The sequence below is a fragment of the Microvirga sp. jy35 genome, from assembly GCF_056148915.1.
The window spans coordinates 80587-107012 of record NZ_JBWBEW010000005.1; the positions used below are offsets into that span (position 1 = coordinate 80587).

The 26426-nt window shown below is 60.3% G+C and carries 24 protein-coding genes, 1 tRNA gene and 1 pseudogene; 11 read left to right on the top strand and 15 right to left on the bottom strand.

The genetic code is table 11. The annotated features are described in order from the left end of the window. Positions 1–2: 2 nt before the first annotated feature. The 5 genes from AC0QTX_RS06655 to AC0QTX_RS06675 are packed head-to-tail and all read right to left on the bottom strand — an operon-like array spanning position 3 to position 9255. Complete coding sequence (locus AC0QTX_RS06655) at positions 3–3746, bottom strand: NosD domain-containing protein (protein ID WP_474603048.1); 3744 nt, start codon at positions 3744–3746, stop codon at positions 3–5. Next, entirely contained in the window at positions 3724–5142 is a 1419-nt protein-coding gene (locus tag AC0QTX_RS06660) for a mannose-1-phosphate guanylyltransferase/mannose-6-phosphate isomerase (protein WP_474603049.1), read from the bottom strand. Before AC0QTX_RS06660 ends, AC0QTX_RS06655 begins: the two co-directional genes overlap by 23 nt. A 53-nt stretch (positions 5143–5195) precedes the next feature. After that, positions 5196–6401 (bottom strand): PilZ domain-containing protein, encoded by a 1206-nt coding sequence (locus AC0QTX_RS06665; protein ID WP_474603050.1) that lies wholly within the window; start codon positions 6399–6401, stop codon positions 5196–5198. A 30-nt stretch (positions 6402–6431) separates the two neighbouring features. After that, a complete protein-coding gene (locus AC0QTX_RS06670) occupies positions 6432–7889 on the bottom strand; it encodes a glycosyltransferase (RefSeq protein ID WP_474603051.1) in 1458 nt (485 codons plus the stop codon). A gap of 55 nt (positions 7890–7944) precedes the next feature. Next, the gene (locus AC0QTX_RS06675; RefSeq protein ID WP_474603052.1) at positions 7945–9255 is read right to left on the bottom strand and encodes a nucleotide sugar dehydrogenase; all 1311 of its coding nucleotides are present in this window, start codon (positions 9253–9255) and stop codon (positions 7945–7947) included. A gap of 851 nt (positions 9256–10106) precedes the next feature. On the opposite strand from AC0QTX_RS06675, the gene AC0QTX_RS06680 reads away from it, so the two are divergent. Both AC0QTX_RS06680 and AC0QTX_RS06685 read left to right on the top strand, forming a co-directional pair. Continuing rightward, entirely contained in the window at positions 10107–11279 is a 1173-nt protein-coding gene (locus tag AC0QTX_RS06680; protein WP_474603053.1) for a polysaccharide lyase family 7 protein, read from the top strand. 231 nt (positions 11280–11510) lie between these two features. After that, the gene (locus tag AC0QTX_RS06685; protein WP_474603054.1) at positions 11511–12011 is read left to right on the top strand and encodes a transglycosylase SLT domain-containing protein; all 501 of its coding nucleotides are present in this window, start codon (positions 11511–11513) and stop codon (positions 12009–12011) included. 93 nt (positions 12012–12104) lie between these two features. Here AC0QTX_RS06685 and AC0QTX_RS06690 read toward each other — a convergent pair whose 3' ends face one another. Continuing rightward, positions 12105–12485: a rhodanese-like domain-containing protein gene (locus AC0QTX_RS06690; RefSeq protein ID WP_474603055.1), complete on the bottom strand. Its 381-nt coding sequence runs from the start codon at positions 12483–12485 to the stop codon at positions 12105–12107. Positions 12486–12661: 176 nt separating this feature from the next. On the opposite strand from AC0QTX_RS06690, the gene AC0QTX_RS06695 reads away from it, so the two are divergent. The 3 genes from AC0QTX_RS06695 (at position 12662) to AC0QTX_RS06705 (ending at position 15295) form a co-directional block, all read left to right on the top strand. Beyond that, positions 12662–12928 (top strand): hypothetical protein, encoded by a 267-nt coding sequence (locus AC0QTX_RS06695; RefSeq protein WP_474603056.1) that lies wholly within the window; start codon positions 12662–12664, stop codon positions 12926–12928. 50 nt (positions 12929–12978) lie between these two features. Next, on the top strand, positions 12979–13608 hold the full coding sequence (locus AC0QTX_RS06700; protein WP_474603057.1) for a 3'-5' exonuclease: 630 nt from the start codon (positions 12979–12981) through the stop codon (positions 13606–13608). Between the two features lie 952 nt (positions 13609–14560). Then, a complete protein-coding gene (locus AC0QTX_RS06705; RefSeq protein WP_474603058.1) occupies positions 14561–15295 on the top strand; it encodes a TerC family protein in 735 nt (244 codons plus the stop codon). Positions 15296–15352: 57 nt separating this feature from the next. Here the strand turns inward: AC0QTX_RS06705 and AC0QTX_RS06710 are convergent, their stop codons facing one another. Continuing rightward, the gene (locus AC0QTX_RS06710; protein ID WP_474603059.1) at positions 15353–15541 is read right to left on the bottom strand and encodes a hypothetical protein; all 189 of its coding nucleotides are present in this window, start codon (positions 15539–15541) and stop codon (positions 15353–15355) included. Positions 15542–15818: 277 nt separating this feature from the next. Here AC0QTX_RS06710 and AC0QTX_RS06715 point away from each other — a divergent pair, with 277 nt between their 5' ends. Next, the gene (locus AC0QTX_RS06715; RefSeq protein ID WP_474603060.1) at positions 15819–17333 is read left to right on the top strand and encodes a sensor domain-containing diguanylate cyclase; all 1515 of its coding nucleotides are present in this window, start codon (positions 15819–15821) and stop codon (positions 17331–17333) included. Positions 17334–17356: 23 nt separating this feature from the next. On the opposite strand, the gene AC0QTX_RS06720 is transcribed toward AC0QTX_RS06715, so the two are convergent. Beyond that, positions 17357–17749 (bottom strand): RidA family protein, encoded by a 393-nt coding sequence (locus AC0QTX_RS06720; RefSeq protein WP_474603061.1) that lies wholly within the window; start codon positions 17747–17749, stop codon positions 17357–17359. 87 nt (positions 17750–17836) lie between these two features. Continuing rightward, positions 17837–18274 (bottom strand): Lrp/AsnC family transcriptional regulator, encoded by a 438-nt coding sequence (locus AC0QTX_RS06725; RefSeq protein ID WP_474603062.1) that lies wholly within the window; start codon positions 18272–18274, stop codon positions 17837–17839. Between the two features lie 124 nt (positions 18275–18398). On the opposite strand from AC0QTX_RS06725, the gene rocF reads away from it, so the two are divergent. Both rocF and AC0QTX_RS06735 read left to right on the top strand, forming a co-directional pair. Then, positions 18399–19349, top strand: coding sequence for an arginase (gene rocF / locus AC0QTX_RS06730; protein ID WP_474603063.1), 951 nt, complete (start codon positions 18399–18401; stop codon positions 19347–19349). Positions 19350–19352: 3 nt separating this feature from the next. Beyond that, a complete protein-coding gene (locus tag AC0QTX_RS06735; RefSeq protein WP_474603064.1) occupies positions 19353–20408 on the top strand; it encodes an ornithine cyclodeaminase in 1056 nt (351 codons plus the stop codon). Between the two features lie 35 nt (positions 20409–20443). On the opposite strand, the gene AC0QTX_RS06740 is transcribed toward AC0QTX_RS06735, so the two are convergent. From AC0QTX_RS06740 to mnmA, 4 genes are all read right to left on the bottom strand, one after another. Further along, positions 20444–20520 (bottom strand) — tRNA-Met (locus tag AC0QTX_RS06740). Positions 20521–20710: 190 nt separating this feature from the next. Beyond that, the gene (locus AC0QTX_RS06745; RefSeq protein WP_474603065.1) at positions 20711–20917 is read right to left on the bottom strand and encodes a hypothetical protein; all 207 of its coding nucleotides are present in this window, start codon (positions 20915–20917) and stop codon (positions 20711–20713) included. A gap of 122 nt (positions 20918–21039) precedes the next feature. Continuing rightward, positions 21040–21681: a class I SAM-dependent methyltransferase gene (locus AC0QTX_RS06750; protein WP_474603066.1), complete on the bottom strand. Its 642-nt coding sequence runs from the start codon at positions 21679–21681 to the stop codon at positions 21040–21042. Positions 21682–21703: 22 nt separating this feature from the next. Beyond that, a complete protein-coding gene (gene mnmA / locus AC0QTX_RS06755) occupies positions 21704–22858 on the bottom strand; it encodes a tRNA 2-thiouridine(34) synthase MnmA (RefSeq protein WP_474603103.1) in 1155 nt (384 codons plus the stop codon). A 359-nt stretch (positions 22859–23217) separates the two neighbouring features. On the opposite strand from mnmA, the gene sciP reads away from it, so the two are divergent. Both sciP and AC0QTX_RS06765 read left to right on the top strand, forming a co-directional pair. Beyond that, complete coding sequence (gene sciP / locus AC0QTX_RS06760) at positions 23218–23493, top strand: CtrA inhibitor SciP (protein WP_114187418.1); 276 nt, start codon at positions 23218–23220, stop codon at positions 23491–23493. Positions 23494–23753: 260 nt separating this feature from the next. After that, positions 23754–23951, top strand: a pseudogene (locus AC0QTX_RS06765) (helix-turn-helix domain-containing protein); the annotation flags it as partial. A 24-nt stretch (positions 23952–23975) separates the two neighbouring features. Here AC0QTX_RS06765 and AC0QTX_RS06770 read toward each other — a convergent pair. After that, positions 23976–24986: a lysylphosphatidylglycerol synthase domain-containing protein gene (locus tag AC0QTX_RS06770; protein WP_474603067.1), complete on the bottom strand. Its 1011-nt coding sequence runs from the start codon at positions 24984–24986 to the stop codon at positions 23976–23978. A 171-nt stretch (positions 24987–25157) separates the two neighbouring features. On the opposite strand from AC0QTX_RS06770, the gene AC0QTX_RS06775 reads away from it, so the two are divergent. Further along, entirely contained in the window at positions 25158–25781 is a 624-nt protein-coding gene (locus AC0QTX_RS06775) for a GNAT family N-acetyltransferase (protein WP_474603068.1), read from the top strand. Positions 25782–25832: 51 nt separating this feature from the next. Here the strand turns inward: AC0QTX_RS06775 and AC0QTX_RS06780 are convergent, their stop codons facing one another. After that, positions 25833–26222 carry a flagellar export protein FliJ gene (locus AC0QTX_RS06780; RefSeq protein WP_036356749.1) on the bottom strand — a complete coding sequence of 130 codons (390 nt, stop codon included), beginning with the start codon at positions 26220–26222 and terminating at the stop codon, positions 25833–25835. Positions 26223–26426 lie beyond the last annotated feature (204 nt).

The window sequence follows — 26426 nt, forward strand, 5'->3', positions numbered from 1 at the left end:
CTCTATGTGCCTTGAGGTGTGCTGGAGAAGGCCCGATGCTGGACGCTCCCATTGACATCGGTGCAATCGGACCCTCCCTGGGCGCTGAAGACTTGCAGTTCACTGCCTCCTTCAAAGAATCCCTTCTCCCGAAGGCGGCACGATAAAACGGGCTTCGCAGGGCGGCATGTGCTTGCGACGAGAACATCCGATTGAGAAGTAAGGCGCAGGATCTGACCTTCCAGACCACGGATGTCGCCACCGAGAAGCCGGCGGGACTGTTTCACGAATGTGTTAGATGACATCGCCAGGCTCGACACGCCCTGGGCATTGATACCAACGCCATTGGCCGAGAAGCGGTTGTGCCTGAGGGACAGGCTGGTCAGTGGAAGATAGCTGGCGACATCAGGATTCTGGTTTTCCCCGCCTTTCTGCGTCAGAATGTTGGCGATATAAGCGCTGACGCCGGAATTGGCATTGGACTCGATTCGGTTGGAATACGCCCCTACGTCGAAGCTGTTGCGAACCTTCAAGCCATCTCTTCTGTTGCTGGCAAGATAGTTGTTGGCAAGGACGTTGCAGGAACTCTCGAACACGGTCACTCCGTCCTGCGCATTCCGGAACGAGCTGTTGGCGTGAATGATATTGTTCGTGCTGTTCCGATCGAGAATGATTCCCGAACCCGCATTGTCGAACGACATGTTGCCGATGATCAGTCCATCGCTGACCTCGCGCGAGATGGTGATCCCGTGCCGCTGCTTCGTGCCATAGACTGTATTCAGGGCAAGAATGCCTTCTCTGGTGCGGTCATGTGAGTCCAGAGCATAGACGACGCTGTCGCGGAACTCGTTGCCGACAACCTGGATGCGTTCAGCCTCGTAGGAATGGAAGCCGAAGTAGAGGTTATGGAACAGGTTATCGACGACTATGCCTGTGGGACGTGCCTGGTCTCTCAGTTCCGCCACCGGTTGCGGTCCTGACGAGTAGCTCAGCCCAAAGGACTTGGCATTGTCATAGCCGAGAGCCGCCAGGGCGGACGACGCTACATTCATGCGCCCGTCACCCCATGTCAGGAGGAAGGGCCGAAATTTGCCGGCCTTGTCGGCGTCGGCCCAGAGGGGCTGTCGTGATGCCTCGTCGTACCCGACGACAGTAGCATCCACGATATGCACATCGCCGGCATTGGCGATAAAGGCACCGGCATTGGCGCTGAGCCGATAGGTCGGGCTGTCAAGTCGTGACAGGATGAGCGTAGCCCCGGGAGCGACGAAGATGGGTGCGCGCACCGTCACGGCGTCCGCATCATATCCGATGAGATCCCTTGCGTCAGTCCCCTCCAACCGGCGAGCAACCATGCCTAATGTGGCAACACCGCCTTGAATGACGATAACCCGCGGCGAGGACAGACCCTGATGCCGGATCGCCTGCTCGAGGCGTGTGGCTCCACCCTCATCATCCTCGAAGAACTTTGCTATGTAGGGGTTATGGTTCGCAAAGGTACTCCCGATCACCGCATCGGTCGGCCACGGCGTGCGAGCCCTGACCTCTGCGGCCGTCACGAAGTTCCTGGGGAGCTGACCTACCGCGTTCACGGATTTGTCAGCATCTCCGGTGATGAGTGCGAGGCCCCTTCGGGTCTGAATCTCCTGGGCTGTTTCCCCCGGCTCTTCGGAGACGGCTGAAACCGTCTCCACGTCGCCTGGTACGCCGATGCCGGGCTCTTCCGTGGAAGGTGCCCTGAGAAGATCAGCCTGCACTTCAGCCAAGCGCCGGAAAGCGGTCCGCCGGAGCATGCCATCCTGAATAGACCGGATCAGATCGGCAGCATGGCTGCCGCCCTCAGGCAGAGTGGCAAGTTCAAATGCAAGCTCCGCCTTGTTCTCGTCGCCTCCTACTTTCCTGATTCCGCGCGACAGCAGAGCATCGGGAATCTCACCACGCCGCCTCTTCCCGACCATGTCTCTTGCGTCTGCTGCAATGATCAATTGTTCGGCTCGTGTGCGGATGGCGTCGTCGCCAATTCGTCTGACAAGCTCACCTGCCTGAGCACTGTTCACATCTGCTGCCAGAGGAGAACCGATGATCTTGAGGAACGTCCTATCCCTTGCTCCAGCCTCCAAACCTTCGACATTCCGGACGGCTTCATTCAATGCGCGTCCGATTATGTCCTTCCTGTTCTGCTGCTTCGCTTGGCGCGCAACATCCGAGAAAGCCTCAAGGCGGTTTTCCGTGTCCTGTATACGTTCAGAAATGGAAATCGCTTGGTCGAACTCGCCGGCACGAGAGTGAGCGCCGACAATGGACGTCAAGACACGTCCTATGTCCCTGGTGTCGACAATCTGGGGAATCAGCTGCATGGCAGCGACTATGTCACCGGCCTTCGCCTTTGCTCGTGCAAGGCCACTTAGCGCGTGAGAGCGATGTTCCTGTTCAACGACGCGCGGCAGCAAGGTCTCCGCATCGGCTACCCGGCCGCGGTCCGCCAGCTTCTTCGCCAGATCGCCGAGTACGGCTGATCCCTCTGGGTCAGAGCCAAGTCGTTCGGCATGGCGCAGCGCTTCATCCAGACGTTCGGAGCGTGTCAGCGCCAGGACGACATCGGGAAGAACGGCGCGCTGCTGGGCGTCGCCGTAGGTACCAACTTGTTCGAGGCTTGCGGACAGGAGCTGATTGGCCATGGCGTCATAGCCAGACTGCTTCAGTTCGGCGCCAAGTTTCAGCTGGATCGAGACCTTTCCAGGGCCGTCCTGCATGGTGTGGAGAATTTCTGTGGCATGGAATGGGACACCCCGGTCGATATAGCTCCTGACGAGCGCCCCTACGGCTTTGTCCTGGCTCTTCGACGTCGTAATTCCCTGCGCCGCCACAAGAGCTGTCCTGTTCTCCTGCTTTGAGATCGCGGCATCAACAAGTCCAGCGAGCAGGTTGTCCCTCTCTCTGCTGTCCAGCAGTGAAAGCGCCAAGGAGGTGCTGCCAGAGAGATCTCCCGCCTCCAGCCGCCTCTTCACCTCAGCTCCCAACTTGTCGTCTGCGGCCTTCTCCCAGGCACTGCCCTTGAGCTGGAGCCGAGCCATTTCGTGGCGCGCATGGGCGCGGTCACGAGACTGAGGAATTCGAGCGACAGCCCTGTCAGCCAGATTCAACCCGACTGGACCCAGCCCTGCTGCAAGGCGTGCGGCTGCCTTGTAGGCTCCCCCTCGTGTGCCTAGCTCCGTGATCTGATCCGCCGCCTCCATCGCGAGGGAGGCATACCTCAACGCCCGGTCCTGCGCACCGGCCTTGGCATAGGCATGAGCGAGATCGACAAATGCGGCAGCCCGATAAGCCGGGGATCTCTGCTCGCTGGCAATCTGATGCAATGACACGCCGACTTCAACTCGATCCGCAGGGGATGTGGCGCTCGCGATTTCTCCAAGCGAAGACTGCAGGAGAAAAGAGCCGAGAATGTCATGGCTCAATCCGTCGTCTGCAAGCCGCATGAGCTCCGCACTGGCACCATCGCGCAACTCCGCCGAGCCTGCGTTCTCCTGTCCGGCAAACTTCTCGATCAGCTTTACCCTGGCCCGCGCGACTTGGTAAAATCCGAACTTCTGCCGCGAGTTAACGCCGCTCTGCTCGGCAGATAGAAAGGCTTGGCGAGCTTCTTCCGCCAAGCGGAGGACTTCGTTTCCGCTCTGCGCCATGGCGCTGGGGGCCAGCGCCATGGACACGAGGAGTAAGGCGATGCGCAATCGACGTCGACCGTCAGATCGTGACGATGCGGTCATACTGGTCCTCCAGACGCACGATGTCATCTTCGCCGAGATACGTGCCGCACTGAACCTCGATCAGGTGAAGTTCGTCATCGCCGATGTTCTCCAACCGATGAACATCACCTTTTGGGATATAGACGGATTCGTTGGCCTTCATGACGAAGACCCTCTCGCCGACAGTGACACGAGCAGTCCCGGATACGACGGTCCAATGCTCGGAGCGGTGATGGTGATACTGCAGCGACAGTCTCCCTGCCACATCGACGATGATGTGCTTCACCTGGAAGGTTTCGCCGACGCGGAGAGACTCATAAGAGCCCCACGGACGCCGTACCCTCTTGTGCAGGTTGGCCTCCGGTCGCTTCGTCGCTGCAAGCTCCGCTGCGAGTCGGCCGACATTCTGAGCTTGATCCAACGAACTCACGAGGACAGCATCAGCCGTATCGATTACGACGACCTTCTCGACGCCCATGACGGCAACAAGCCTGGAGTTGCCGAGAACGTAGCTGTCGCGAACGTTCTGGAGGAGCGTGTCGCCACGAGAGACATTCCCGTTGCCATCCTTGCCGCCGACGTCCCACAGAGCCGACCATGAGCCAAGGTCGCGCCATTCGGGTGCCACAGGGATACAGACCAGCCGATCGCTGCGCTCCATGACGGCATAGTCGATCGAGATCACGGGAGCCGTATCGAAGTCGGCCGCGAGGCGGATCGTATCATTGCCGCGCTGAGCCGTGGAAAGCGCACGGCGGGCACAGGCCAGTACGTCTGGAGCATACCGTTCGAGCTCTTCCAGAATGGTCCGTGCGGTAAACATGAAGATACCGCTGTTCCAGAGATGGCGCCCGCCGGCCAGCAATGCCTCCGCTGCCTCTCGCTTGGGCTTCTCGACGAAGCCCGCGACCTTGAAGCTGGCTTCATCGAAGGCATCACCCACCTCGATATAACCGAAACCGGTCTCCGGCTGGGTCGGACGGATGCCGAAGAGGACGATCTGGCCTTGCCGCGCAGCTGTCGCGGCCCGCGATACGGCTTCCGCAAACACGTCGGTCTGCTCGATCACGTGATCGCTTGGCGCGACGAGCATCAGCCGGTCCGGATCCTCCTCCGCGATCAGTGCCGCGGCGGCCGCGATGGCGGGACCTGTGCTGCGAACGCATGGCTCGACCAGGAGCCGGGCCGATCCCGTGTTCAGCTGCCCGATCTCGCGTAAGGCAAGATCACGGTGATTGGTGTTTACGACGATGAGAGGCTCTGCGTACTGCTCCGTGCGAAAGCGCTGAACCGTCTGCTGGAACAGGCTTTCGGTGCCGGAAAGAGCATGAAACTGCTTTGGCTCACTGGAACGCGAAACCGGCCATAGACGGGTGCCAGATCCACCGCACATCAGAACCGGAATAATATTGTCCATTGTCGATCTCCAAAAAATACAAGTGATGTCCTCCGGTTGATGGCCGGCCTCATTCATTCCCCAGAATTGAGCCCGGCTAGACGCCTCCCATTGTCACTCTGAGGCTCTTTGGCCTTTTTCGGTGCATGGGCCATTGCCCTGTCCTTGGCCAGGATAGCTGTAATCTTGTTTCCTGCCCAGTAGACAGCCGTTTGCAGCTTGTTGACGGCAGATCCGATCGATGATCCGGAGAAGGTGTTGAAGACCACCGAGACAGGTTGGCCAATGGTTGACGCCCCCAGTTCACGACCAGGTGCCAGCCTGACGATCAACCTGCCCGCCAGGGACGGATCTTCGAAGGACGGTAGGCGCTGTATATTCGCCTCCTTTACGCGAGTACCGTCGGCATACTCGATGACTGCGTTTGCCCCTTTGTAAAACCGCAATGCCTGATCCTGGGGAATGCTGGCAGTAATGTAGGGACTGCTCGTCTTCTCCCGCAGCGTGAGGATCGGCGCCCCTTCCCGAACGAAGTTTGCGGTCCGGCTGTACCGGGACTGGACCACGCAGTTACAGGGGCTGTCGATGACGATGCTGTTGCCCAGTGTTCCTTGGATCGTGATGAGCGGCTCCCCGGCCTTCACTTCGTCTCCGGCAGCCACGAAGGTGAGCTGACCGTTCGACGGGGCAGGCACGGTGACCAGATCGGCGGTAATCTGAGCCGATTGAGCCGGGATCAAGTAAAGACGCTCGAAGAGGCTCGATCCGATGAAGCCCAGAAGAAGCAAGGTTGCCGCGCCAACGCCGATGTAGCCTGCGGCGCTTCGCCCTCGGTGGGCCAGATTGGCCACGACACCTTTAGGCAGAGGCCGTGGAGGAGCTTCCCTGGTCTTTCCCTCGTTGCGCCGGGACACCACGTCAAGGACGTCGCCTGCCTCTACGACCTCTCCGGCCAGATAGGCATCAAGGATGAAGCGCAAGAGGCTATGCTGGCGTGGAGAGACATCGACGAAGCGCAGACCGATCCTGCTATGCTCCTCCGCCACATAACGGACTTCGGCATTGATCGGCAGGGTAAGTTCATAGCCGCTGAAGGGAAAGGCGAGTGTGAGATCGAGCGCACGCCCGGGTTTGACGTCCAGCAATCCAGTCCGCAGCGCCAAACCTCCGACAGAGATGTCGACGACCGAAAGCTGCGCTCCATTGTGAATGCATTTCACAGGCAGGCGATATCGCGGATGCTGCCTTTGAACCTCGGCCTCGTGCGTGATTTTCGTCATCAAAGCATTCTCCAAGCGGTATCGCTGTCATCAAGGAAGAAAGAACATGGGGTTCGGCGTTGGAAGGACGTTCATGCCCCATGCCAAGATCGACACGAACGCGATAAGCGCAATACTGTGCATGTATGCCGACATGAGGTTGCTGGCGATCAGAGGGCGCTTCACCGCATTCGAAGATATTGTCTTCTGCCGCGTCCACTTCTGCCGATCCAGGCGGAAGGTGACATGAACTTTGATCAGCGATCCGAAGATCTGGTTGAAGTAGAGAAGGAAGGGGTAGAAGACTGACACTCTCTTGCGGGAGGCCAGAAGCGAGAGGGTCAGGACGTAACGAGTGGAGAGGATCCAAAGCGCATAGAGAGGGAATGCATACCCGCTGATGAAGATCCCGGCGAGAAGAGCGACAAAGAAGCCGACAAGCGAGGTCCACATCGATAGACGCTGATCAAGAATCGACCACCACGTGAACAGGCCTATCTTCCGAGGCCCGAGAGCAAGAGCCCTCGAGTTTGTCCGCAGCATATTGCCGAACCATCGCACCATCAGCATGGCTGCAGCCGAGACGAAATTCTCTGATGGCGGATCCTCCACAGTCAGAACGACGATATCCGGGACATAGAGCATCTTGTAGCGGTTTCGGAGAAGCCAGAACCAGCTCGACTTGTCGTCACCGGTGAGGAACTTGAAACGGCCGAGGCGCCAATGATCGACGTAATCGAGTTCTACCTGACGGATGAACTCCGGGTTGCAGATGATGTTGGCCCGGAACATCGACATGCGCCCCGTCAAGGTCAAAACGCGCTCTGACAATCCCAGCGAGGACATTAGAGTGTGCCGCTGCGCGAACCGCAGAGCGTACCACTCCTGGAATACGCGACTGCCCCGGACCTCGCTCATCTCATCGGTCGTCAGAGCGCCGACTTCCGGATCCAGCCGGAAAAAGCCCGCGCATTTCTGTACGAGATCCCGCGGGACGATGCTGTCGCCATCGATCACGGCAACGATATCGTCAGGGGCTGGAGCACGCCGAGCAACGGCCCTGAAGCCGTACGCGAGAGCATCTCGTTTGCCTGTTCCTGCAATTCTCACGATCACCAGGTCCACTTTTTCCTGGTCGCCGCAGATTGCTTGAAACAGGCTCTTGATGAGCCGCTGATCACCGGTCTCGACGATCGATGCAACTACGGTTGCCCTGCCGGGCGCAGCCAGCGCAGCCTCGAAGGCTGCTCTGTAGACGCGCGTGGTTACGACACTGTCGATGCGGAAAGTCGTGACAAGCAGGAACGCATTAGGAGGATCGAGCCTGACCGCCTCATCAGCAGCCTTCCGCTGGCGTGGAAAAACCAGCTTGCGAAAGATGAGCGCACGGATGAAGTGCAGCAGCCCCCATCCGTAGCGCCACATGGCAAGAATACCGATGGCTCCGATCACACCAGTGCCAACCGAGACATATGCCTGAGGCGGGAGCGCGGCAGCGAAAGCTGCCACGGCCACCACGTAGAGGATGTGCGCCCCTACCGACTCCGATAGGTGGACACTGCCGTTACCAGCAGATTCCCTGATAGAAGTCACCTGAGCACCTTGCTTGGTCGATACGGACGAGATCAATGAGAGGCCGGTCGTCCTGGACGACGCTCAGGAGGCGCTTGGCTTCTTCACGATTGCCGAGGACGAATACGTCAGCATGATCAACGACCTCGTTGATGTCAGCTGTCAGGAGCGACGTGAGATGAGGCAGGTGCGACTTCACGAACTGAAGGTTCGCTCCGGTCAGCTTGGAAACCTGGATGTTCGGATCATAGATGCGGATGTCGTATCCGCGGCCATAAAGACGCTCCGCAAGCTCCACCAGGGGGCTCTCGCGCAGGTCATCCGTCTCCGGCTTGAAGCTCAGACCGATGATGCCGACCCGGCGCTTGCCCGTTGCAGCAACCATCGAGTATGCGCGCCGCAGCTGCTCTTCATTTGCATCCATCGTCGCATCGAGGATGGGTGTCGGCACATCCAGCTTTCGAGCGGCGAAGCGCAGAGCACGCAGGTCCTTGGGCAGGCAGGACCCGCCAAATGCAAACCCGGGCTTGAGATAAGCTTTGGAAATATTGAGCCGGTTGTCGGCGCAGAGAACATCCATCACCGCATGGCCATCAATGCCGGCCTCCTTGCAGATATTGCCAATCTCGTTGGCAAAACTGATCTTGAGAGCGTGCCACGCATTGTTGGTGTACTTCACTGCTTCGGCAGTCCGGATGGAGACGACCCTTGGCTCCACCTTGAAGATCTTGTGGATCTCGAGCAGCCGATCGACTGTCGCCTGATCGTGGCGCCCGAAAATGATCGCGCCTGGATCATAGTAGTCACTGATGGCTGTGCTTTCCCGAAGGAACTCCGGATAATAGGCAACACCGAAGCCCACACCGGCCTGCCGCCCGGAGGCGCGCTCGAGAGCAGGCAGAACGATGCTCTCCATGGTGCCGGGCAAGATCGTGGAACGCATGACGACCGAATGGAAGGAATTCTTCTCTCGGATCGCCGCACCGATCTCCTCAGCGGCTGCGCTGACATATGCCGTGTCAAGGGAGCCGTTCGGACGCGAAGGCGTTCCAACGCAAACGAATGACAGATCCGAGCCATTGATGGCTTCGCGCACGTCGCTCGTTGCCATAAGGCGCCGGCTACGGATCCCACTTTGTATCAGTTCTCCCAATCCTGGTTCGACAATCGGGCTGATGCCCTCATTGAGAGGGCCGACCTTCTGAGGGTTCGGATCGACGGCGATGACGTGGTGGCCATCATTGGCCAAACACGCCGATGAGACCGCTCCGACATAGCCAATCCCGAAGACACTAACTTGCATTAGGCTGTTCCTGCTGACTGACAGTGGAAATCGAGGCGCCAAATAGAAATGCGCCGGTTGCAGCCCAATAAATACTCCTGCTTTACTCAAAAGCGCTTCACTATTTCGGCTGGAGAGATACCCCATATGGGTTAAGTAGAGAACTACTCCTATCAATAGATCCTCTTTAACTCATAAGAGTAAACCTACCCACTTGATTATTATATTGCACCGCACACTACAATTATTACCAAATTGTACTCTGGTTTTTCTTCGAAAATAGGACCGTTGAACCAAATATAGTCATGCCGAGCATAGAATTGTGGGGACGTCGCTGTTCGGAGAAGCAACTCAGAGAGCAGGCTTCACGAGCCTGTTCTTACAAGTATTCCACGTGGCGAACGTGACAGAGCACTGGAATGCATGTCTTGGTCAGAGTGCGCGCATCAGAAATTTGCAATGCATGCCCCGTACCGCTTGAAGACTTGTAGCCATGATGAGACACCGAGCCTGAGAGCAAGCATATCAACCTACCCCCTTTGGCGAGGGTGGAACCAACTCCATCCGCGCTTCCAGGCATCCTATCGACGCGGCACGGGCATGGGGCGGGAGGCGGCAAGGCAGCGCAGATTGGAAAGCATCAGGTTTACCATCTGCGCTATGAAAAATTGACACTGTCACTGCTGCCGGGAGAATTTTGCAGTTCTTGGTCCGTTGCACAGGCTCTCTAAGGCAAAAGGCATATATAACTTAATTGCATTACGACGAGGGATAACCTCCTATAAAGACGTGTCAGTCTAAGACTCAGAACATTATGGGGCATCAGGAAATTGACTTCGCATCCGTCATTCGCGCCAAGCCGTAGTTTCAATTTGACGCATTGGAAGATCACTCTTCCAACGGATCGAAATGGCACATTCTCAGGCACTGCCAATGAGGTGAAGAACCTCAACGGCTACGTGAACCTTAAGTACTTCTACACGGGATCTGACGGAGCCATGATTTTCAGGGCTCCCGTCGAGGGAGCAACGACGAGCGGCTCGCGATATGCGCGCTCTGAACTCCGGGAGATGAACGGCTCGGAACGGGCAGCATGGACCACCAACCAGGGTGGCTACATGAAGGCTACCCTTACGGTCGACCAAGCTCCGACTCTCTTCAATGGAATGAAAGGCCGTGTCGTCGTAGGCCAAGTTCACGGACAAGACGAGGAGCTCGTCCGCCTCTATTGGGAGAAAGACACGCTTTACTTCGTGAACGATATTGCAGGCGCCACAGGCCGGGAGACCAAGTTTGCTCTAACCAACAAGGCCGGCTTGAAGCCCAACGTCTCCCTCGACGAGAGATTCACCTATTCGATTGATGTCACGGCCAACCGGGTGAAAGTGACTGTCTCCGCCGATGGCCAGAGCTACACGGCTACGGACACAATCCATCAGGCATGGAAAAGCGATGCGTTCTACTTCAAGGCCGGCACCTATCTAGGAGTGAACGAAACCCAGGGAGCCGGCTATGGGCAGACCTCATTCTACGATCTGAAGTTCAGCCATCCCGTCAAAGCCTCCCAGACTTCATCCAAGACAACCGGGCTTCCGACGACGTCGAAGACCTATGCGGGTACGAGCAAAGGCGACAAGCTGACCGGATCGAGCGGAAACGACAGGATCGAGGGCAAGGGCGGGAACGACACGATTTGGGGAAAGAGCGGGAACGACATCCTCGTCGGGTCATCCGGCAGGGATTGCTTCACGTTCGATACGAAGCTTGGAGCCAGCAACATCGATGTCATTCTGAATTTCAACGTGAAGGATGACACAATCCGCCTCAATGACACAGTGTTCGCGAAGCTCAAATCCGGAAAGCTGTCGCCGGAAGGCTTCGTCGTCGGGCCTAAAGCGTTGGATGAACAGGATCGGATCATCTACAACAACAAGACAGGCGGCCTGTTCTATGACCCCGATGGATCCGGCCAAGCCCGTGCCATCCAGTTCGCCAAGATCGATGCGGGCCTGAAGCTGACGGCAGCGGACTTCCTGATCATCTAGCGAGAGCAGGCGCTGCTTCGGGCGCTTCTCGTGGACGTTTCGATGATTGGATGACGATTGTTGTAGGCCTATGGCGATGTCCTCACCCTAAAGAGGTAGGCGGCTGATCGATCACTCCCATTTGCCTCATGCTGAGTTCCGTTCGTGTCGCTATCCGGCTGCCGTACAGCCAAGCTGACCTGCTATTGCCACGATTGGCGTTGAGAAATTTCCCCAACCAAGGGGATATGCATGATTTCTCGTCTTCTTCTTTCCTGCGCGGCCGTCGTGTGCTCTCTGCCTGCCGCAGCGTCAGATCGTGCAACGATCGACACGCTTGTTGCGCAGCACGCCAGAACCCACGGCATTCCCGAAGCTCTGGTTCACAGGGTCATCAGAAGAGAAAGCAGCTATAATCCGCGAGCCCTGAGCCGCGGCAACTTCGGATTGATGCAGATCCGCTACGCAACGGCCCGCGGAATGGGATATCGAGGAGGCGCATCGGGGTTGCTCGATGCCAACACCAACCTCACGTACGCAGTCCCATACCTTGCCAACGCCTATAAGGTTGCAGGCGGCAACGCCGACAGGGCGGTCTCCCTCTATGCACGCGGCTACTACTACGAAGCCAAGCGAAGGGGCCTGCTTCATGCCCTGAGCACGGCGATTGCCGATCCAGTTTCGACTGGCTCCGTCTCGAGGACTGCGGGCGCTTTGCGTTCATCCGCGTTCACGTCTGCCAACGCTCGGTGACACGTCCAGACAGGTGCGATCACCCGTCCTGCGTTCGACGCTCGGCCTGCGTTTGGCCGAGCGTGCTCATTTGCAAAATGCGATCTCAAGCAATCAGGCAGGCTCGGTATCAATGCCCGATTCCGCCAAATCCTTGAAGCCGCCGATGTTGAACACAGCCGTATAGCCCATGTCCTGCAGGGTCTTGCCGGCCAATGCCGAGCGCCCGCCGGATGCACAATGCAGGAGGATGGTTCTGTCCTTCTGAAACGCCGGATTGTGGTACTGGCTTTCCGGGTCGGCACGAAACTCCAACATGCCGCGGGAGACATTGACCGCTCCCTTGAGCTTTCCGCTTTGCTGAACCTCCGTCGGATCACGCACATCCACCACAAGAACATCGCCCGAACGCATTCTCTCGGCAGCCTCATCGGGAGACAGCTTGGGCACTGAGGAATTCGCTTCGGCCAGCAGGTCCTTCACGTTTTTCGCCATAGTCCTCTCCACACGGGTTTCTGCCATCTGGCAGCCCGGCAAGGCTCAGCCTGAGGACGTCATGTGTCAAGAAAGATAAAGGCACATGCGTCATGAACCGGAACGCTTGGAGCATTGCCAGGTCTAGAGCGTTGATGGAGGTCGGTGCATCTCTGCATATCGGAAAGGACGATGACATGCCACGCGAGGCAAGTGATGCGGAGGGCGTCACGTGGACCTGCATTCAGGCCTTCGCAGGTCTCGGAAATGATCCCGAAAAGAAAGATGCCGCGCGCGTGGATGGCGCGGAGGATCAGGTTCATGTGGTCTGCACCCCATCGGGAGGAGCCAAGTCCGTACGCCTCGAACTTCCTGGAGATTGGGAGACGAGCCTATCCGATGACGACTTGCTCCAGGCCATCCGCTCTCAACTCACCGAAGAGGTGACGGCATCCCGGCTCTGACCGCAACTTGCTGCAGTGATCAGCACAGGCATGAGGACAACGGACTGACTATGCCCGATATGCCAAAAATCGCCTTCCTCGACTTCGAGGCCTCTTCCTTGAGCAAGCACAGCTATCCCATCGAGGTGGCCTGGGTCCTCTCAAGCGGCGAGGAGGAGAGCCACCTCATTCGGCCCGATCCGAATTGGGCTGATTGGGACCTCAAGGCTCAGACCATTCACGGACTCTCTCAGGAACGGCTGCATGCGGAAGGAGTGCCGGTTGCGGATGTCGCACGACGGATGATGTCAGCTCTCGCAGGCTATGCCCTCTATGCCACCGCACCATCATGGGACGGGAAGTGGCTGAGTCGCCTGCTGCGGGCTGCAGGGCTGCCACGGCATGCCCTGCGCCTGCAGGATACGGACGCAGTTCACCGGCAGACCATGCAAGAGGTCCTGCTCGAAATGGGCGTGCCGGCTGACCTCCACGATGGCCTCATGAAGGAGGTTCTGTCACAGGCCCAGAGAAAGGATGATGCCTTTGGACCTGCCGAACACCGAGCCCTTGCGGATGCCCGACGCGAGCAGCGCCTCTGGCTCGATATCCGTCGTCGCACTCAGGAGAATGCGGGACGTCTCGGGAATGCTGCCGATCACGCTGCGGGAGCTGGCCGGGCATCCACCAGCCCCTCGTCATAAGGCATTCTCCCGCCCGATGGGCATCACCGCGGTTTGCGATCACTTCGTGCCTCAGTACCCGTCCGGGAGCTCACCTGCGATGTCCCGATTAGGGCGGGTTAGGATTTCAATGCGCCGGCCATCGGGAAGCTGGATCGTCCGAAGCCTCATGACCTCCAGCCCCGCATCGATCCCCTCCTGAACCGATCCATATCGCGTCGCACGAGCCCTTCTTTCGATCCCATTGCGCGGCGGGCGCGCCTCGGAAACCGCGGAACCTGGCTCACGCCGACGAGACACTTTCTCCTCTCGCTTCTGGACACGGGTTGAGCTGCGGGCCTGCTGCGATGGACGGCGTATCTTGCGCTCGTTGACCGATTTTTGCTTGGTTTCCTCGCCTGCTGCCTGCTTTCGCGGGGAAACCTCAGTCGGTGCTTCCGTTTCGGCTGTTTCCTTCTCCTTGGCCGCCTGTGAAGAGGGAGACGCATTGGACAGGTGCGGCGGCGATGGTGCAGGCGCCGGGGCGGCAGCCTGTGGCGGTCCTGTCACGGTAGCCGGCGGCGATGACGGTGTGGTGCTGCCCTCAGGTGGAGGATCGATCCAGGGGCGTCCCTCCTGGGCAAGCACAGGTGCGGCAGCCGACAGAACGCTGATGAGCGACGCTGTCAACAGCCAACGTCCCGGTGACCCTGCCATGATACAACTCCCTTCCTGTGATGAAGGAACGCTTGTGCCGCCATTGCCGGTTCCACGGCTTCCGGCTTATTCAGGAGTGTCTGGAACAAATCCCTGCGAAGCATAGGCTTTCAGCTTGAGAATCTCTGCATCCGCAATGGCCTGCCTCCTCATCGGCGAAGCCAGGCCGTATCCGCCCTGATTGTCTGGGACGCAAAATTGGTGGGAAAGGCGCCTCAGCCCTTGTGCAAGCTCTGCTGTAACCGAAATAAGGGGCGCGCACTTATGGGAAGGCTTCATGGACCAGCTTTTTGCTCTCGCGGCGGACCCGGCCGCATGGGTTGCCTTGGCGACCCTTGTCGTCATGGAGGTTGTGCTTGGTATCGACAATCTCATCTTCATCTCGATTCTGACCAACAAGTTGCCCGCTCATCAGCAGGCAAGGGCCCGCCGCATCGGCATTGGGCTGGCTCTCATTCTTCGTCTGGGCCTGCTCGGGACGATTGCGATCATTGTTCAACTGACTGAGCCGCTCTTTACCGCCTTCGGCCATGGCTTCTCGTGGCGAGACCTGATCCTGATCGCAGGCGGCTTGTTCCTGGTCTGGAAGGCCACCAAGGAGATCCACCACCACGTTGACCCCAATCCAGGTCCGGATCTCTTCGAGGGCGAGAAGGCTCAGATGAGCTTCGCCTCCGCGATCGTGCAGATCCTGCTGCTGGACCTCGTCTTCTCCATCGACAGCATCATCACAGCGGTCGGAATGACAGATCACGTGCCGATCATGGTGATTGCTGTGGTGGCCGCTGTGACGGTGATGTTGCTCGCAGCGGATCCTCTGGCGCGCTTCATCCAAGCGAACCCGACGGTCGTGATGCTCGCGCTCGGCTTCCTGCTCATGATCGGCATGGTCCTGATCGCGGAAGGCTTCGGCGCTCATGTGCCCAAGGGCTATATCTACGCGGCCATGGCGTTCTCGGCCCTGATCGAGGGGCTGAACATGCTCTCCCGACGATCCAGGCGAGGGCACTAACCTGAAGAAGACCGGCGCGGCGGAAGCGGCTGCGCCGGTCTTCAGCCGTATGGTCGCTCAGTCCCCAGCCTGCGTCGCCTCGGCCGCAGTCCAGAGGCTCAGGATGGCATCAGGGTCCGTCATCCTGAAAAGCTCCTCCACACTGAGCCCAATGGAGGCTCCATATCGGAGCATCTTCTCGCGATCAGTTTCGAAGGTGTCCCTGTCGGCCCATTCTGGACGAGCGTCGATCAGGGCACTCATCATCCGCCAGATCCTGTGAGCTTGTGAGGGACCGAACGTCATAAATGTCACTTTCGAAGCTGCTCTTCCTGTTGGAGATAAGCAACAAGGATCAACAACAGGCTAAATGTAACTGTAACAATAAAACCTGTACGCGGCCTGTCATCTTCTAGGTCTCGTACATTTGTCTTAGTCTCCACAGCAGACAGGCTTCCGTCCTGCCTCTGCGTCAACAATTTCGTTGGTCTGCTAATTGCTTTCGCTTATAGAATAAATTCAAATTTGATTGTTGTGCGGTCGGATGAAGCGCCTGTTATCAGAAGTCTATTTGCACCTGATCGCAGGCGTGATCGCACTCGGAATCCTCGGGATTTCCGCCCATACGCTCTGGATGGACCGTCTCGGCACCTGGCAGGAAGCCGAGAAATCCTCCAGGAATGTGCTGACCACCATCGCCCGCGATCTAGACAGCAATCTTGAACTGCTCGATCTGTCCTTGAAGGGAGCGATGGAGGGACTTCACCACCTCAGCTTCCATAAGCTTAGTGCCGATCTCCAGTATCGGATGCTGTTCGACCGTGTGGCTTCGGCAAGCTTCATGGCATCTCTCCTTCTCGTAGACAGCAACGGCGCCTTGATTGCCGACGCAGGGCCGTTGATCGCCTCACGGTCCCTCAACGTGTCAGACCGCGAGTACTTTAAGGCCCACAAGGACTCGCATCACCTCGGGCTTTACGTGAGCCGTCCCTACCGGAGCAAAGCACCCCATGGGGATCTCACCATCGGGATCAGCCGAAGGCTCTCCGACTCTAACGGCGGCTTTGCTGGAGTGGTCATGGGATCGATTGCCCTGAACACCATCAATCAGCGGTTCGAGCACCTGAGCCTCGGTCGACAGGGAACCATCAACCTGTTCCGGAATGACGGCGTCCTGCTCACGCGCTACCCCTTCGACGAGAGCCAGATCAATCAGGAATTTGGCGGATCCCCCCATGTCCAGCGGCTCTTGAGCGACAAGTCCGGCACCTTCGACTCGGTATCCCCCATAGACGGCGTGCATCGCATCATCTCGTTTGGGCGGTTGGAAAAGTACCCCCTCGTTCTCACCGTGGCACTGTCGGTGGAGGATGTTTTTTCCGCCTGGGAGCGAAAAGCCCTTGTCCTCAGTCTCGTGACTCTGGTGCTTTGCTGTGCCGTGGTCGGACTGACGTTCCTTTTCCAGCGGGAGTTGAAGCGGCGCACGAGAGCCGAGACCAAGCTCAGGCGAATTGCCAGAACGGATGACCTGACAGGGCTGCCGAACCGTCGCGCCTTCCGCGAAACCTTCGAACGCGAATGGCGCCAGGCCATCCGCTCGGGCTCAGCCCTGTCGCTGCTGTATATCGACGCCGACTACTTCAAGAGTTTTAACGATCGCTACGGACACGGACGTGGCGATGAGGTTCTGCGCGCGATCGCCGGAACGCTCGACGCCAGCATCCGGCGCCCGCGCGACATCGCAGCCCGCTATGGCGGCGAGGAGTTCGCCGTCATCCTGCCAGAGACGGATCTGGCAGGCGCCTTGAGGCTTGCCGAAACTATCCTTCAGACCATCACCGCGATGGCGATCGTGCATGAGGGCAGCCCTTACCACATCGTCACGGCATGCATCGGTGTCGCCTCGGCACGACCCTCCCGCGGAAATGAGCGGAACACCCTTCTCGAGGCTGCTGACCAAGCCCTCTATCGGGCGAAAGCCGCGGGCCGCAACACCGTCCGCAGCCCTGGGGAGGATGTCGCGCAGCGCCGATCATCCTTCCCGAACGCGGCAGCCTGATCGCGGCCCCTCGACCGAGCCGGTCAGGCCAACGCGATGCATTCGATCTCGATGTCGAACTCCATGGGCCAGGATGCGACCGGCACGAAGGTCCGCGAGGGCGGGTTCTCGGGGAAGAAGCGGGCATAGACGCGGTTGATGGTGCCATAGAAGCCGGCATTGGCCGCATAGATCCGCACCATCACGACCTTGTCGAGCGAGGTTCCGGCACTTTCCAGGCAATGCTGAAGTGCCCGGAGCGAAGCTTCCGTCTGCACCTCGATATCGCCCTTCACGAAGCCACCGCTTTCCATATTGAAGGGCGGAGTGCCCGACACGAACACGAACCCGTTCGCCCTTGTCACCATGGACAGGGGCACGCCCACCTTCCGCACGCCTTCGGAGAGAATGGGAACTTCAACAACTTCCTTGGACATGAGCAGCCTCTTCCAACATGACAGGCACTGTAGCGAATGGCGACAGTAGCGCCAGCCCCGAGATTCGCGGCTGTCGTGGAGGTGTTCCTAAAGCTTGGCGCGGGTGCTGCGCGGGGTCGCCAGCAGGAGATTCGTCTCCGACGCGATGACCCCCGGGATCAGGCGCACCCGCCGCAGGATGGCGTCGAAATCCGATAGGCTCGTTGCACCGAGTTCCACGATGAGGTCCCACTTGCCATTCGTGGTGTGAATGGCGCTCACTTCCGGAAAGCCGCCAAGCGCATCCACCACCCGGTCGCCTGCCCTCCCCTCCACCTCGATCAGCATGATCCCGCGCACGGGCAGCGCAACGGCATCGGCCCGGAGGATCACCGTATAGCCGACGATGTCCCCGGACCGTTCGAGGCGCTCCATCCGGGAACGGACCGTCGCGCGCGAGGCGCCGAGAGCCAGGGCGAGGTCCGAGACGCTCCGCCGCCCGTTGTGCCGCAGGAGCGTGATCAGGCGCTGGTCGAGGTCATCCATCGGGTGCCGTTCTGGTTAGCTGTACATGCCAATATGATCATAAGTTCTGCGCTTTTTGTCAAAGTAGCTTGTTCATTCTGCCAAGGCCATCGGGTAGCTTGACGGCAAGGGCAGGGAGAGACGAATGGCTTCGACCACGTGCATCGTTCTAGGCATACCCGTGCAGGAGGGCGCCGGTCGCCTGGGCTGCGACATGGGTCCCAGCGCCTTCCGGACAGCAGGTCTGGTGACGGAGCTGCGCAATCTCGGCTATGCGGTCGAAGATCGCGGCACCATCGCGCCAGCGCCGCTGCGGGAGCTTCGCCACCCGAACGGGGCTATCAAGGCCTTAGCCGAAACGGTGGCCTGGACCGAGGCCATAGCCGAGGCTGCCTATAAGGCGAGCGGCGACGGCATGCCGATCTTCATCGGCGGGGATCACAGCCTTTCGGCCGGGTCCATGACGGGGCTGGCCCGCCGGGCCGCCAGGGAAGGCCGGGAGCTTTTCGTCCTCTGGCTGGACTCACACCCGGATTTTCACACGCTTGAGACGACCACGAGCGGCAACCTCCATGGCGTGCCGATGGCTTATGCGACAGGCATGAAGGGCTTCGAGGGCTTCTTCCCGACTGTGGCCAACCCGCTCAAGCCACAGAACGTCTGCATGATGGGAATCCGCAGCGTCGATCCGGCGGAACGGGCAGCCCTTTCCACGGCCGGTGTGACGGTTCACGACATGCGCGCCATCGACGAGAACGGCGTGGCCCCGCTCCTCGATGCTTTCCTCAAACGCGTGGCTGCTGCGGACGGCATTCTCCACGTGAGTCTGGACGTGGATTTCCTCGATCCGGGCATTGCTCCCGGCGTCGGCACGACGGTTCCCGGCGGCGCCACCTTCCGCGAGGCTCATCTCATCATGGAGATGCTTCACGACAGCGGACTGGTGAGAAGCATCGATCTGGTCGAACTCAATCCCTTCTTGGACGAGCGCGGCCGCACGGCCCTGCTGATGGTCGACCTCGTCTCGAGCCTCATGGGCCGGCGCGTGCTCGACCGCCCGACCCAGAGCTACCGTCACACGCCGAAGAACCATTAAGCCATGAACCTGAAACTGAACATCGTCCCCTTCGTCAGCGTCGACCGTATGATGAAGCTCGTTCTCACTATTGGCGTGGAGCGCTTCCTGCTGGAGCTTGCGGAGTGCATCGAAGCCGATTTCCGGCGATGGGAATCCTTCGACAAGACCCCCCGGGTGGCCTCGCACAGCCGCGAGGGCGTGATCGAGCTCATGCCGACCAGCGATGGCGAGGTTTATGGCTTCAAGTATGTGAACGGGCACCCTAAGAACACCCGCGAGGGACGTCAGACCGTAACGGCGTTCGGCGTACTGGCCGATGTGGCAACCGGCTATCCCGTGCTTCTGACCGAGATGACCATTCTGACGGCTCTGCGCACCGCCGCCACATCGGCGGTTGCGGCCAAACACCTCGCTCCCAAGGGCTCGCACTCCATGGCCATCATCGGCAACGGCGCGCAGGCCGAATTCCAGGCCCTCGCGTTCAAGGGGCTGCTTGGCGTCGACTCCCTGCGGCTCTACGACATCGACCGCTCGGCCAGCACGAAATGCGTGCGCAATCTCGCGGGCCTAGGCTTCGGCATTGCCGTCTGCAACTCCATTGAGGAGGCGATGGAGGGCGTCCAGATCGTCACGACTGTGACGGCCGACAAGCAGAACGCCACGATCCTCACCGACAACATGGTCGGCTCAGGCCTCCACATCAACGCGGTCGGCGGCGACTGCCCCGGCAAGACCGAGCTGCACGCCGACATCCTCAAGCGCTCCGACATCTTCGTGGAATATCCGCCGCAGACTCGCATCGAAGGCGAGATCCAGCAGCTCCCGCCGGAACATCCAGTCAAGGAATTGTGGCGCGTGATTGCAGGGCTCGAGCCCGGCCGCACGGGCGACCGTCAGATCACCCTCTTCGATTCCGTCGGCTTCGCCATCGAGGATTTCTCGGCCCTGCGCTATGTGAAGCGTCAGATCGAGCAGACAGGCCTCTACGACGAACTCGATCTCCTGGCCGACCCCGACGAGCCGCGAGACCTCTTCGGCATGCTGCTGCGCGCGGCCGCCACACCGAATGCGGCGTGAACTCAAACGAGGGCTGTAGGATAGAGGGTTTGAAGTGGTAGCGGAGGAGGGATTTGAACCCCCGACACAAGGATTATGATTCCTCTGCTCTGACCAACTGAGCTACTCCGCCCCAGGCAGCGGGGCGGACCCCGCGTCAGGCAAGCGCGATATAGGGAAGGTTCGCCCTCAGTGTCAAGAAAGACCCGCGGGGAAACTGCGGATTTGTCGCCATCCTGTCGGCCATGTGCCTGGACGGCAGGATCTCGGCGAACTGCGCTTAGAGCCTGCGGCCGCCCGCGTTGGACGCCGGGCCTTTCCGGTCAGCCCTTGGGCTTCATCCGCCAGAGCTGGAAGCCTTCGGTCGAGACCGCCTGTTCGATGGCCTTGCGGTTGAACTTGTGCGGCGGGGTCTCGCGGGAGTTCAGCGTGCCGGTCAGACCCCAGGGGGCGTACTTGGCCGGGAGCTTCGTGCCGGATTCGTCACCTGCAAAAGCGTGAAGATCGTCCTTGGCCTGGGAGGTGAACATGAAAAGGCGCATTGGAAGTGCTTTCGTGATCTGGAGTTGGCCTTGCCCTTGGAGATAGGGCCTTGAGCTCGGAAGTCACGTCCTGCAGGCGCGCCTTCGGCTCATCCTCCCACCCGGCAGCGTCAGGCTTTCTTCTTGATTCTCATGAGCTTGAAGAAGCCGCTCGGGAACAGGGACCTCAGCTCCACGACCTCCATGCGCCCCGTCCGCTGAGCCCAGTTCTCGACCCGCGACGCCTTGAAGGCCGAGCTCCAGCCGATAGCCTTGGCGATGGGAGAGACCATCTCCTCCACGGCTGCGATGGGGCCGGAGGGCTGCCCCCAGTGGTTGGCCAGCACGATTTCGCCGCCCGGCTTGAGCACGCGCATGAACTCGTCCAGCGCCGTCTCCGGCTCGGGAACCAGGGTGATGATGAACTGCGCGGTCACCGCGTCGAAGGTCCCGTCCGGGAAGCCGAGACGGGTGACGTCCATCACCTGCAGGCTCTTCACATGGCTGAGGCCCTTCCTGTCCACTTTCTCCTGAGCCCGGCGAAGCATGTCCTCGGAGAGATCAACCCCATAGACCTCGGCGTGCCTGGGATAGTAGCCGAGGGACAGACCGGTGCCGACGCCGGCCTCCAGCACCTTCGGGCCGCAGGCGACGGCGGCGTTCACGGCGGCGCGGGCGGCCGGTTCGGTCAGCTTGTCGTAGACGAGGTCGTAGATCGGCGCCCAACGCGCATAAGCCTTGCGCATCAGAACGGTGGTCGCTCCATCCGTCATAAACGTCCCTTCGGTCGAGGCCTCAGGCCGCGGCGGGCGCGGCTTCGGCCAATGTGCGAGCAATTGTGCCCCCGCCAAGCACACGTGCCCGCGGAGCATCGCTCTCATAGATGACACAAGCTTGACCGGGAGACACCCCGTCTTCCGCCGATAACAGCTCGACCGTAGTGCTGGTTCCTGTGGATCGTAAGGTGGCGGGGCGCGGCTCGCGGGTGGAGCGGACGCGCACGGCCACTTCCATGCCCTTTTCGCTCAAGGACTCGAGCGGCACATCGCCGAGCCAGTTCATATCCGTGACGCGGATGAGCCGGGTGGCCAGCGCCTCCCGGGGACCGACTACCACGCGAGCCTCCTTGGCTTCGAGGCGGACCACGTAGAGCGGCTCGCCGACGGAGAGCCCCAGGCCCTTCCGCTGCCCCACCGTGTAGTGGATGATGCCCTCGTGGCGCCCGAGCACCCGGCCATCGATGTGGACGATCTCGCCGCCCTGCACGGCGCCCGGCTTCAGGCGCTCGATCACGTCGCTGTAGCGGCCTTGAGTGACGAAGCAGATGTCCTGGCTGTCGGCCTTTTCCGCTACGGTGAGCCCGAATTCCCGCGCCAGCTCGCGGGTCTGCTCCTTGGGCAGCTCGCCTAAGGGGAAGCGCAGCAGGTCGAGCTGCTCCGGCGTGGTGGCATAGAGGAAGTAGCTCTGGTCGCGATCCGGATCGGCGGCGCGATGGAGGGCTCGGCGGCCATCGGGCAGGCGGCGGCTGGCCACATAATGGCCGGTGGCGAGCACATCGGCGCCGAGTTCCCTGGCGGTTTCCAGGAGATCGCGGAACTTGATGGAGCGGTTGCACTCGACGCAGGGGATCGGCGTCTCGCCTTCCAGATAGCTCTGGGTGAAGCGGTCGATCACGGCCTCGCGGAAGCGGGCCTCGTAGTCGAGCACGTAATGGGGGATGCCGATGGCCTCCGCCACCCGGCGGGCATCGTAGATGTCCTGGCCGGCGCAGCAGGCGCCCTTCCGGTGCGCGGCGGCGCCATGGTCGTAGAGCTGGAGCGTGATGCCGATGACGTCGTAGCCCTCGCGCTTGAGGAGGGCCGCGACGACGGACGAGTCCACGCCGCCCGACATCGCTACCACGACGCGGGTCTTCGAAGGGTCTGTAGGCAGGTCGAGTGAGTTGAGCATCATTCCATCCAGAGGCGCCGTTCAAGGCGGCGCACGGGAGGGGCCAAAGCCCTTCTATAGCGCATCGTGCGGAAAAGTGGACCCGTTTTCGCTGACGCGGCCCTCCGGGTCCGCGTCAAACGATGCGCCAGCCAAGAGCATGAGCATCGGAATGGACCCCAAAAGTGGTTCCCACTTTAGGGTCAGATGCTCGTGCGCCACAAATCTTAAAGGGAAAGTGCAGCGGAATAAGGCAACGTTAATGTTTATGGCTAAGCTTAGGCACTCTCGATAACCGCCTGATTGGGCTTAGGAAAACATTAAGTCCCGTCGCGTAGGTTCGAGCCACTGAGGTCGTTGAATTTTTGTGTGAGCGTATCATGACCGAACCCCACCGCCCTAGGGTCAAGTATGTCATAGGGCCCGATGGCAGTCCCCTGACGATTGCCGACCTTCCCCCTTCCAGCACCCGCCGCTGGGTCATCCGCCGAAAGGCCGAGGTTGTCGCCGCCGTTCGCGGCGGTCTCCTGAGCCTCGAAGAAGCCTGCCAGCGCTACACGCTGACCACCGAGGAGTTCCTCAGCTGGCAGCTGTCCATCGACCAGCATGGCCTGGCGGGCCTGCGCACCACGCGCATCCAGCAGTACCGGCAGTAAGCACGCCGAGAGATTCGACAATGAGGCGCTGCTCACCCGAGCCAGCGCCTTTTTCCATTTCAGGCCGAAACCCGACACCTGAAGCTCTGCCGTTAAGAGCTTCCTAACCATAAGATGAGCATAAACTCCTGAATCACTTCTCCTTAAGGCAGGCTCTCAACGTGCTCGGCACCCAGGATCTGTTAGGCCAACAAGGCTTCCTCGAAGCGACAGCCGTTTTGCCCTCCCCTGCCGGTCAAGATCAGACCGTCGAGACTCTCAGGCGGATTCTGGTCGGCAGGACCATCGCCGACGTAGAGCAGAACCTCATCCTCGACACGCTCGCCTCCTGCATGGGAAACCGGACCCATGCGGCCCGAATCCTCGGCATCTCGATCCGCACCCTGCGCAACAAGCTCAACGAATACATGCAGGCGGGCATCGTCGTGCCGGAGCCGGGTCAGCGTCCTGCCATCTGAGCGCCGGCGCTTTTCCTCAGCGCCTTACTGATCGGAGGACGACAGCGGCGGCGGCGGCACGGAGCCGTCGGCGACCATCCGTCCGCGCCAGGCCTGCGCCAGCCGCGCCCGCTCGAACAGAAGGACGACCACCAGCGACAGGCCGAAGGGAACCAGGAGATAGAACAGGCGGAAGATGATGAGCGCCGCCAGCACATCCGCCTTGGGGATGTCCGGCATGGCCGTGAGGAAGACGAGCTCGAACACCCCCAGGCCGCCGGGGGCATGGCTCACCAGGGCCGCCGAGAAGGAGGCCAGGAACACGGCGAGGACGACGATGAAGCTCGGCTCCAGATGCGCCGGGAGCACGAAATAGATGATGCCGGCAGCGCCCAGGAGCTCGAGCGGCGCCGCGATCAGCTGGCGCACCATGATGGCCGGGCGGGGATACTCGAGCTTGGCCTTGCGGATGACGAGCGGCGGAAGGTGCAGGGAGGACCCGACCACGTAGAGGGCCACGAAGCCGAGCAGCAGCAGCCCGACGATGCGAGCCGTGGCCGGATTTGTCAGCATCGAGGGGAGCAGCTCCTCCAGCCTGTGAAGGAGTGTAGGGTCGGCCACCAACACGACGCCGCCGAGCAGGATGGTACCGAGCCCGAAGGTGAAGGAACAGAGGGCCACCAGCACGGCGATCTGCGGGGCGCTCAGGCCCTTCGAGGTGTAGGCCCGGTAGCGCACGACGGCGCCGGAAAAGACCGAGGCGCCGATATTGTGGGAGAGCGCATAGGTCGTGAACGACGTGACGGACACGAACAGCCAGGAGATATGACGGACGCCGAGATGGAGCAGCGCGATCCGATCGTACCAGGCGAGCGCCGCATAGGCGAAGAGGGTCGAAAGTGCGGCCAGACCGTACCGATGGGAGGGAACGGCGGTCAGGCTGTCCCAGACGTCGTCCAGGGACATGCCACGAAGTTCGCGGTAGAGAAGCCAGCCGGAGATGATGACTGCCAGCAGCCCGATCACGGGCCAAATGAACTCACGCACATTCTTCATCGAGCCGGCACATCTCCCTGGTTGGCTCTTCTGTGCCCACAATCCCCTTAGTTCGCAAGGGGATATTGACCCGCAGGCACATGACATAAGGTCCAATGGAAGAGCGTGACGCTAGGAGGCAATCGCTCTATCAAGCAGCCTTGTCCTTGAAGACCCCGAAAGGCGATTCCTATGACGAGCGCAGCGGCAGTGGCTCTCAACCTCAACGGCTATACCGATCTACCTCCCGGCAAGATCGCGGCTATCGTCACTTACCTTGAAATGCGGGAGCCGCCGGATCTGCCCTCGATCCGGACACCGGAAGAGTGGACGCTCCAGCGCATCGGTCCCAGCCGGCCGCGGTACCGGTCGCTGTTCCGCGAGGTAGGCGAGCCCTGGCTCTGGTTCAGCCGGGCCGTGATGTCCGATGACAAACTCGCAGCGATCCTCGACGACCCAAAGGTGGAGGCCTACGCTCTCCATGATGGAACCCGCGATGTGGGCCTGCTCGAACTGGACTTCCGCAGCGAGAACGAGGTCGAGCTCGCCTTTCTGGGGCTCGTGCCCGGTTTCATCGGACAGGGAGCAGGACGCTTCCTGATGAACGAGGCCATCCGTCGTGCCTTCGCCCGGCCGAAGCAGCGTTTCTTCGTTCATACCTGCACGCTCGACTCGGCCGGCGCCCTCGCCTTCTATATCCGCTCGGGCTTCACGCCTTACCGGCGCGCCATCGAGGTGGCAGACGACCCGCGCCGTCTCGGATTTCTCCCCAGGGAGACGGCACCCCATATTCCGCTCCTGAGGCCCGAGGCATGAAAAAGGGCGCACCGGTCTGGTGCGCCCTGTGGGATTTCGGTGCGGCGGCGTTCAGGCCGTGGCGCGAACGACGCGACCCTGGCCAGCCTGGCTGATGGCGGCGTCCAGGGAGCGCTCGCGGTCCTCGAGACTCTCGGCCCGCTTCAGGTCTTCGAACGCCTCCCCAAGCTCGGCCTTCGCGTCGTCGAGCTGGATGTGCAGGTTCTGAGCCGAGAGGCGCAGGTTGTCCCGCCTCTGGGCCGCAGCGCGCGCGTAGGTCGGATAGGCAAAGTGGTTGAGGTCGGTGATACCGGCCTTCTGCTCTTCCGCTGCGATTTCCCGATCAAGGTCAGCCGCCATGCGGTCGAACTCGGCGATCATCATCTCGATCTGCGCCACGCGGCGACGTTTTTCGTCGACCTGAAAGCGCTTGAGGCGGATGAGCGTGTCCCGCGACTTCATCTTGATTCAACTCCACACGTCGCTGTTTCATTTCGCCTCACGGATCGCTCAGTTACCCGCCAGACATGCGACACCATCGCCGATGGAGGTTGAGCTTTCCTTACCGGCTCCGACAAAAAATTCCTGTGATCTCAATCCCCTGGGCAAAGCCTTGCTCCGATCTTGCGTTTGGCCGGCCGCGTAAACCTTTCGTTTACCGATTTC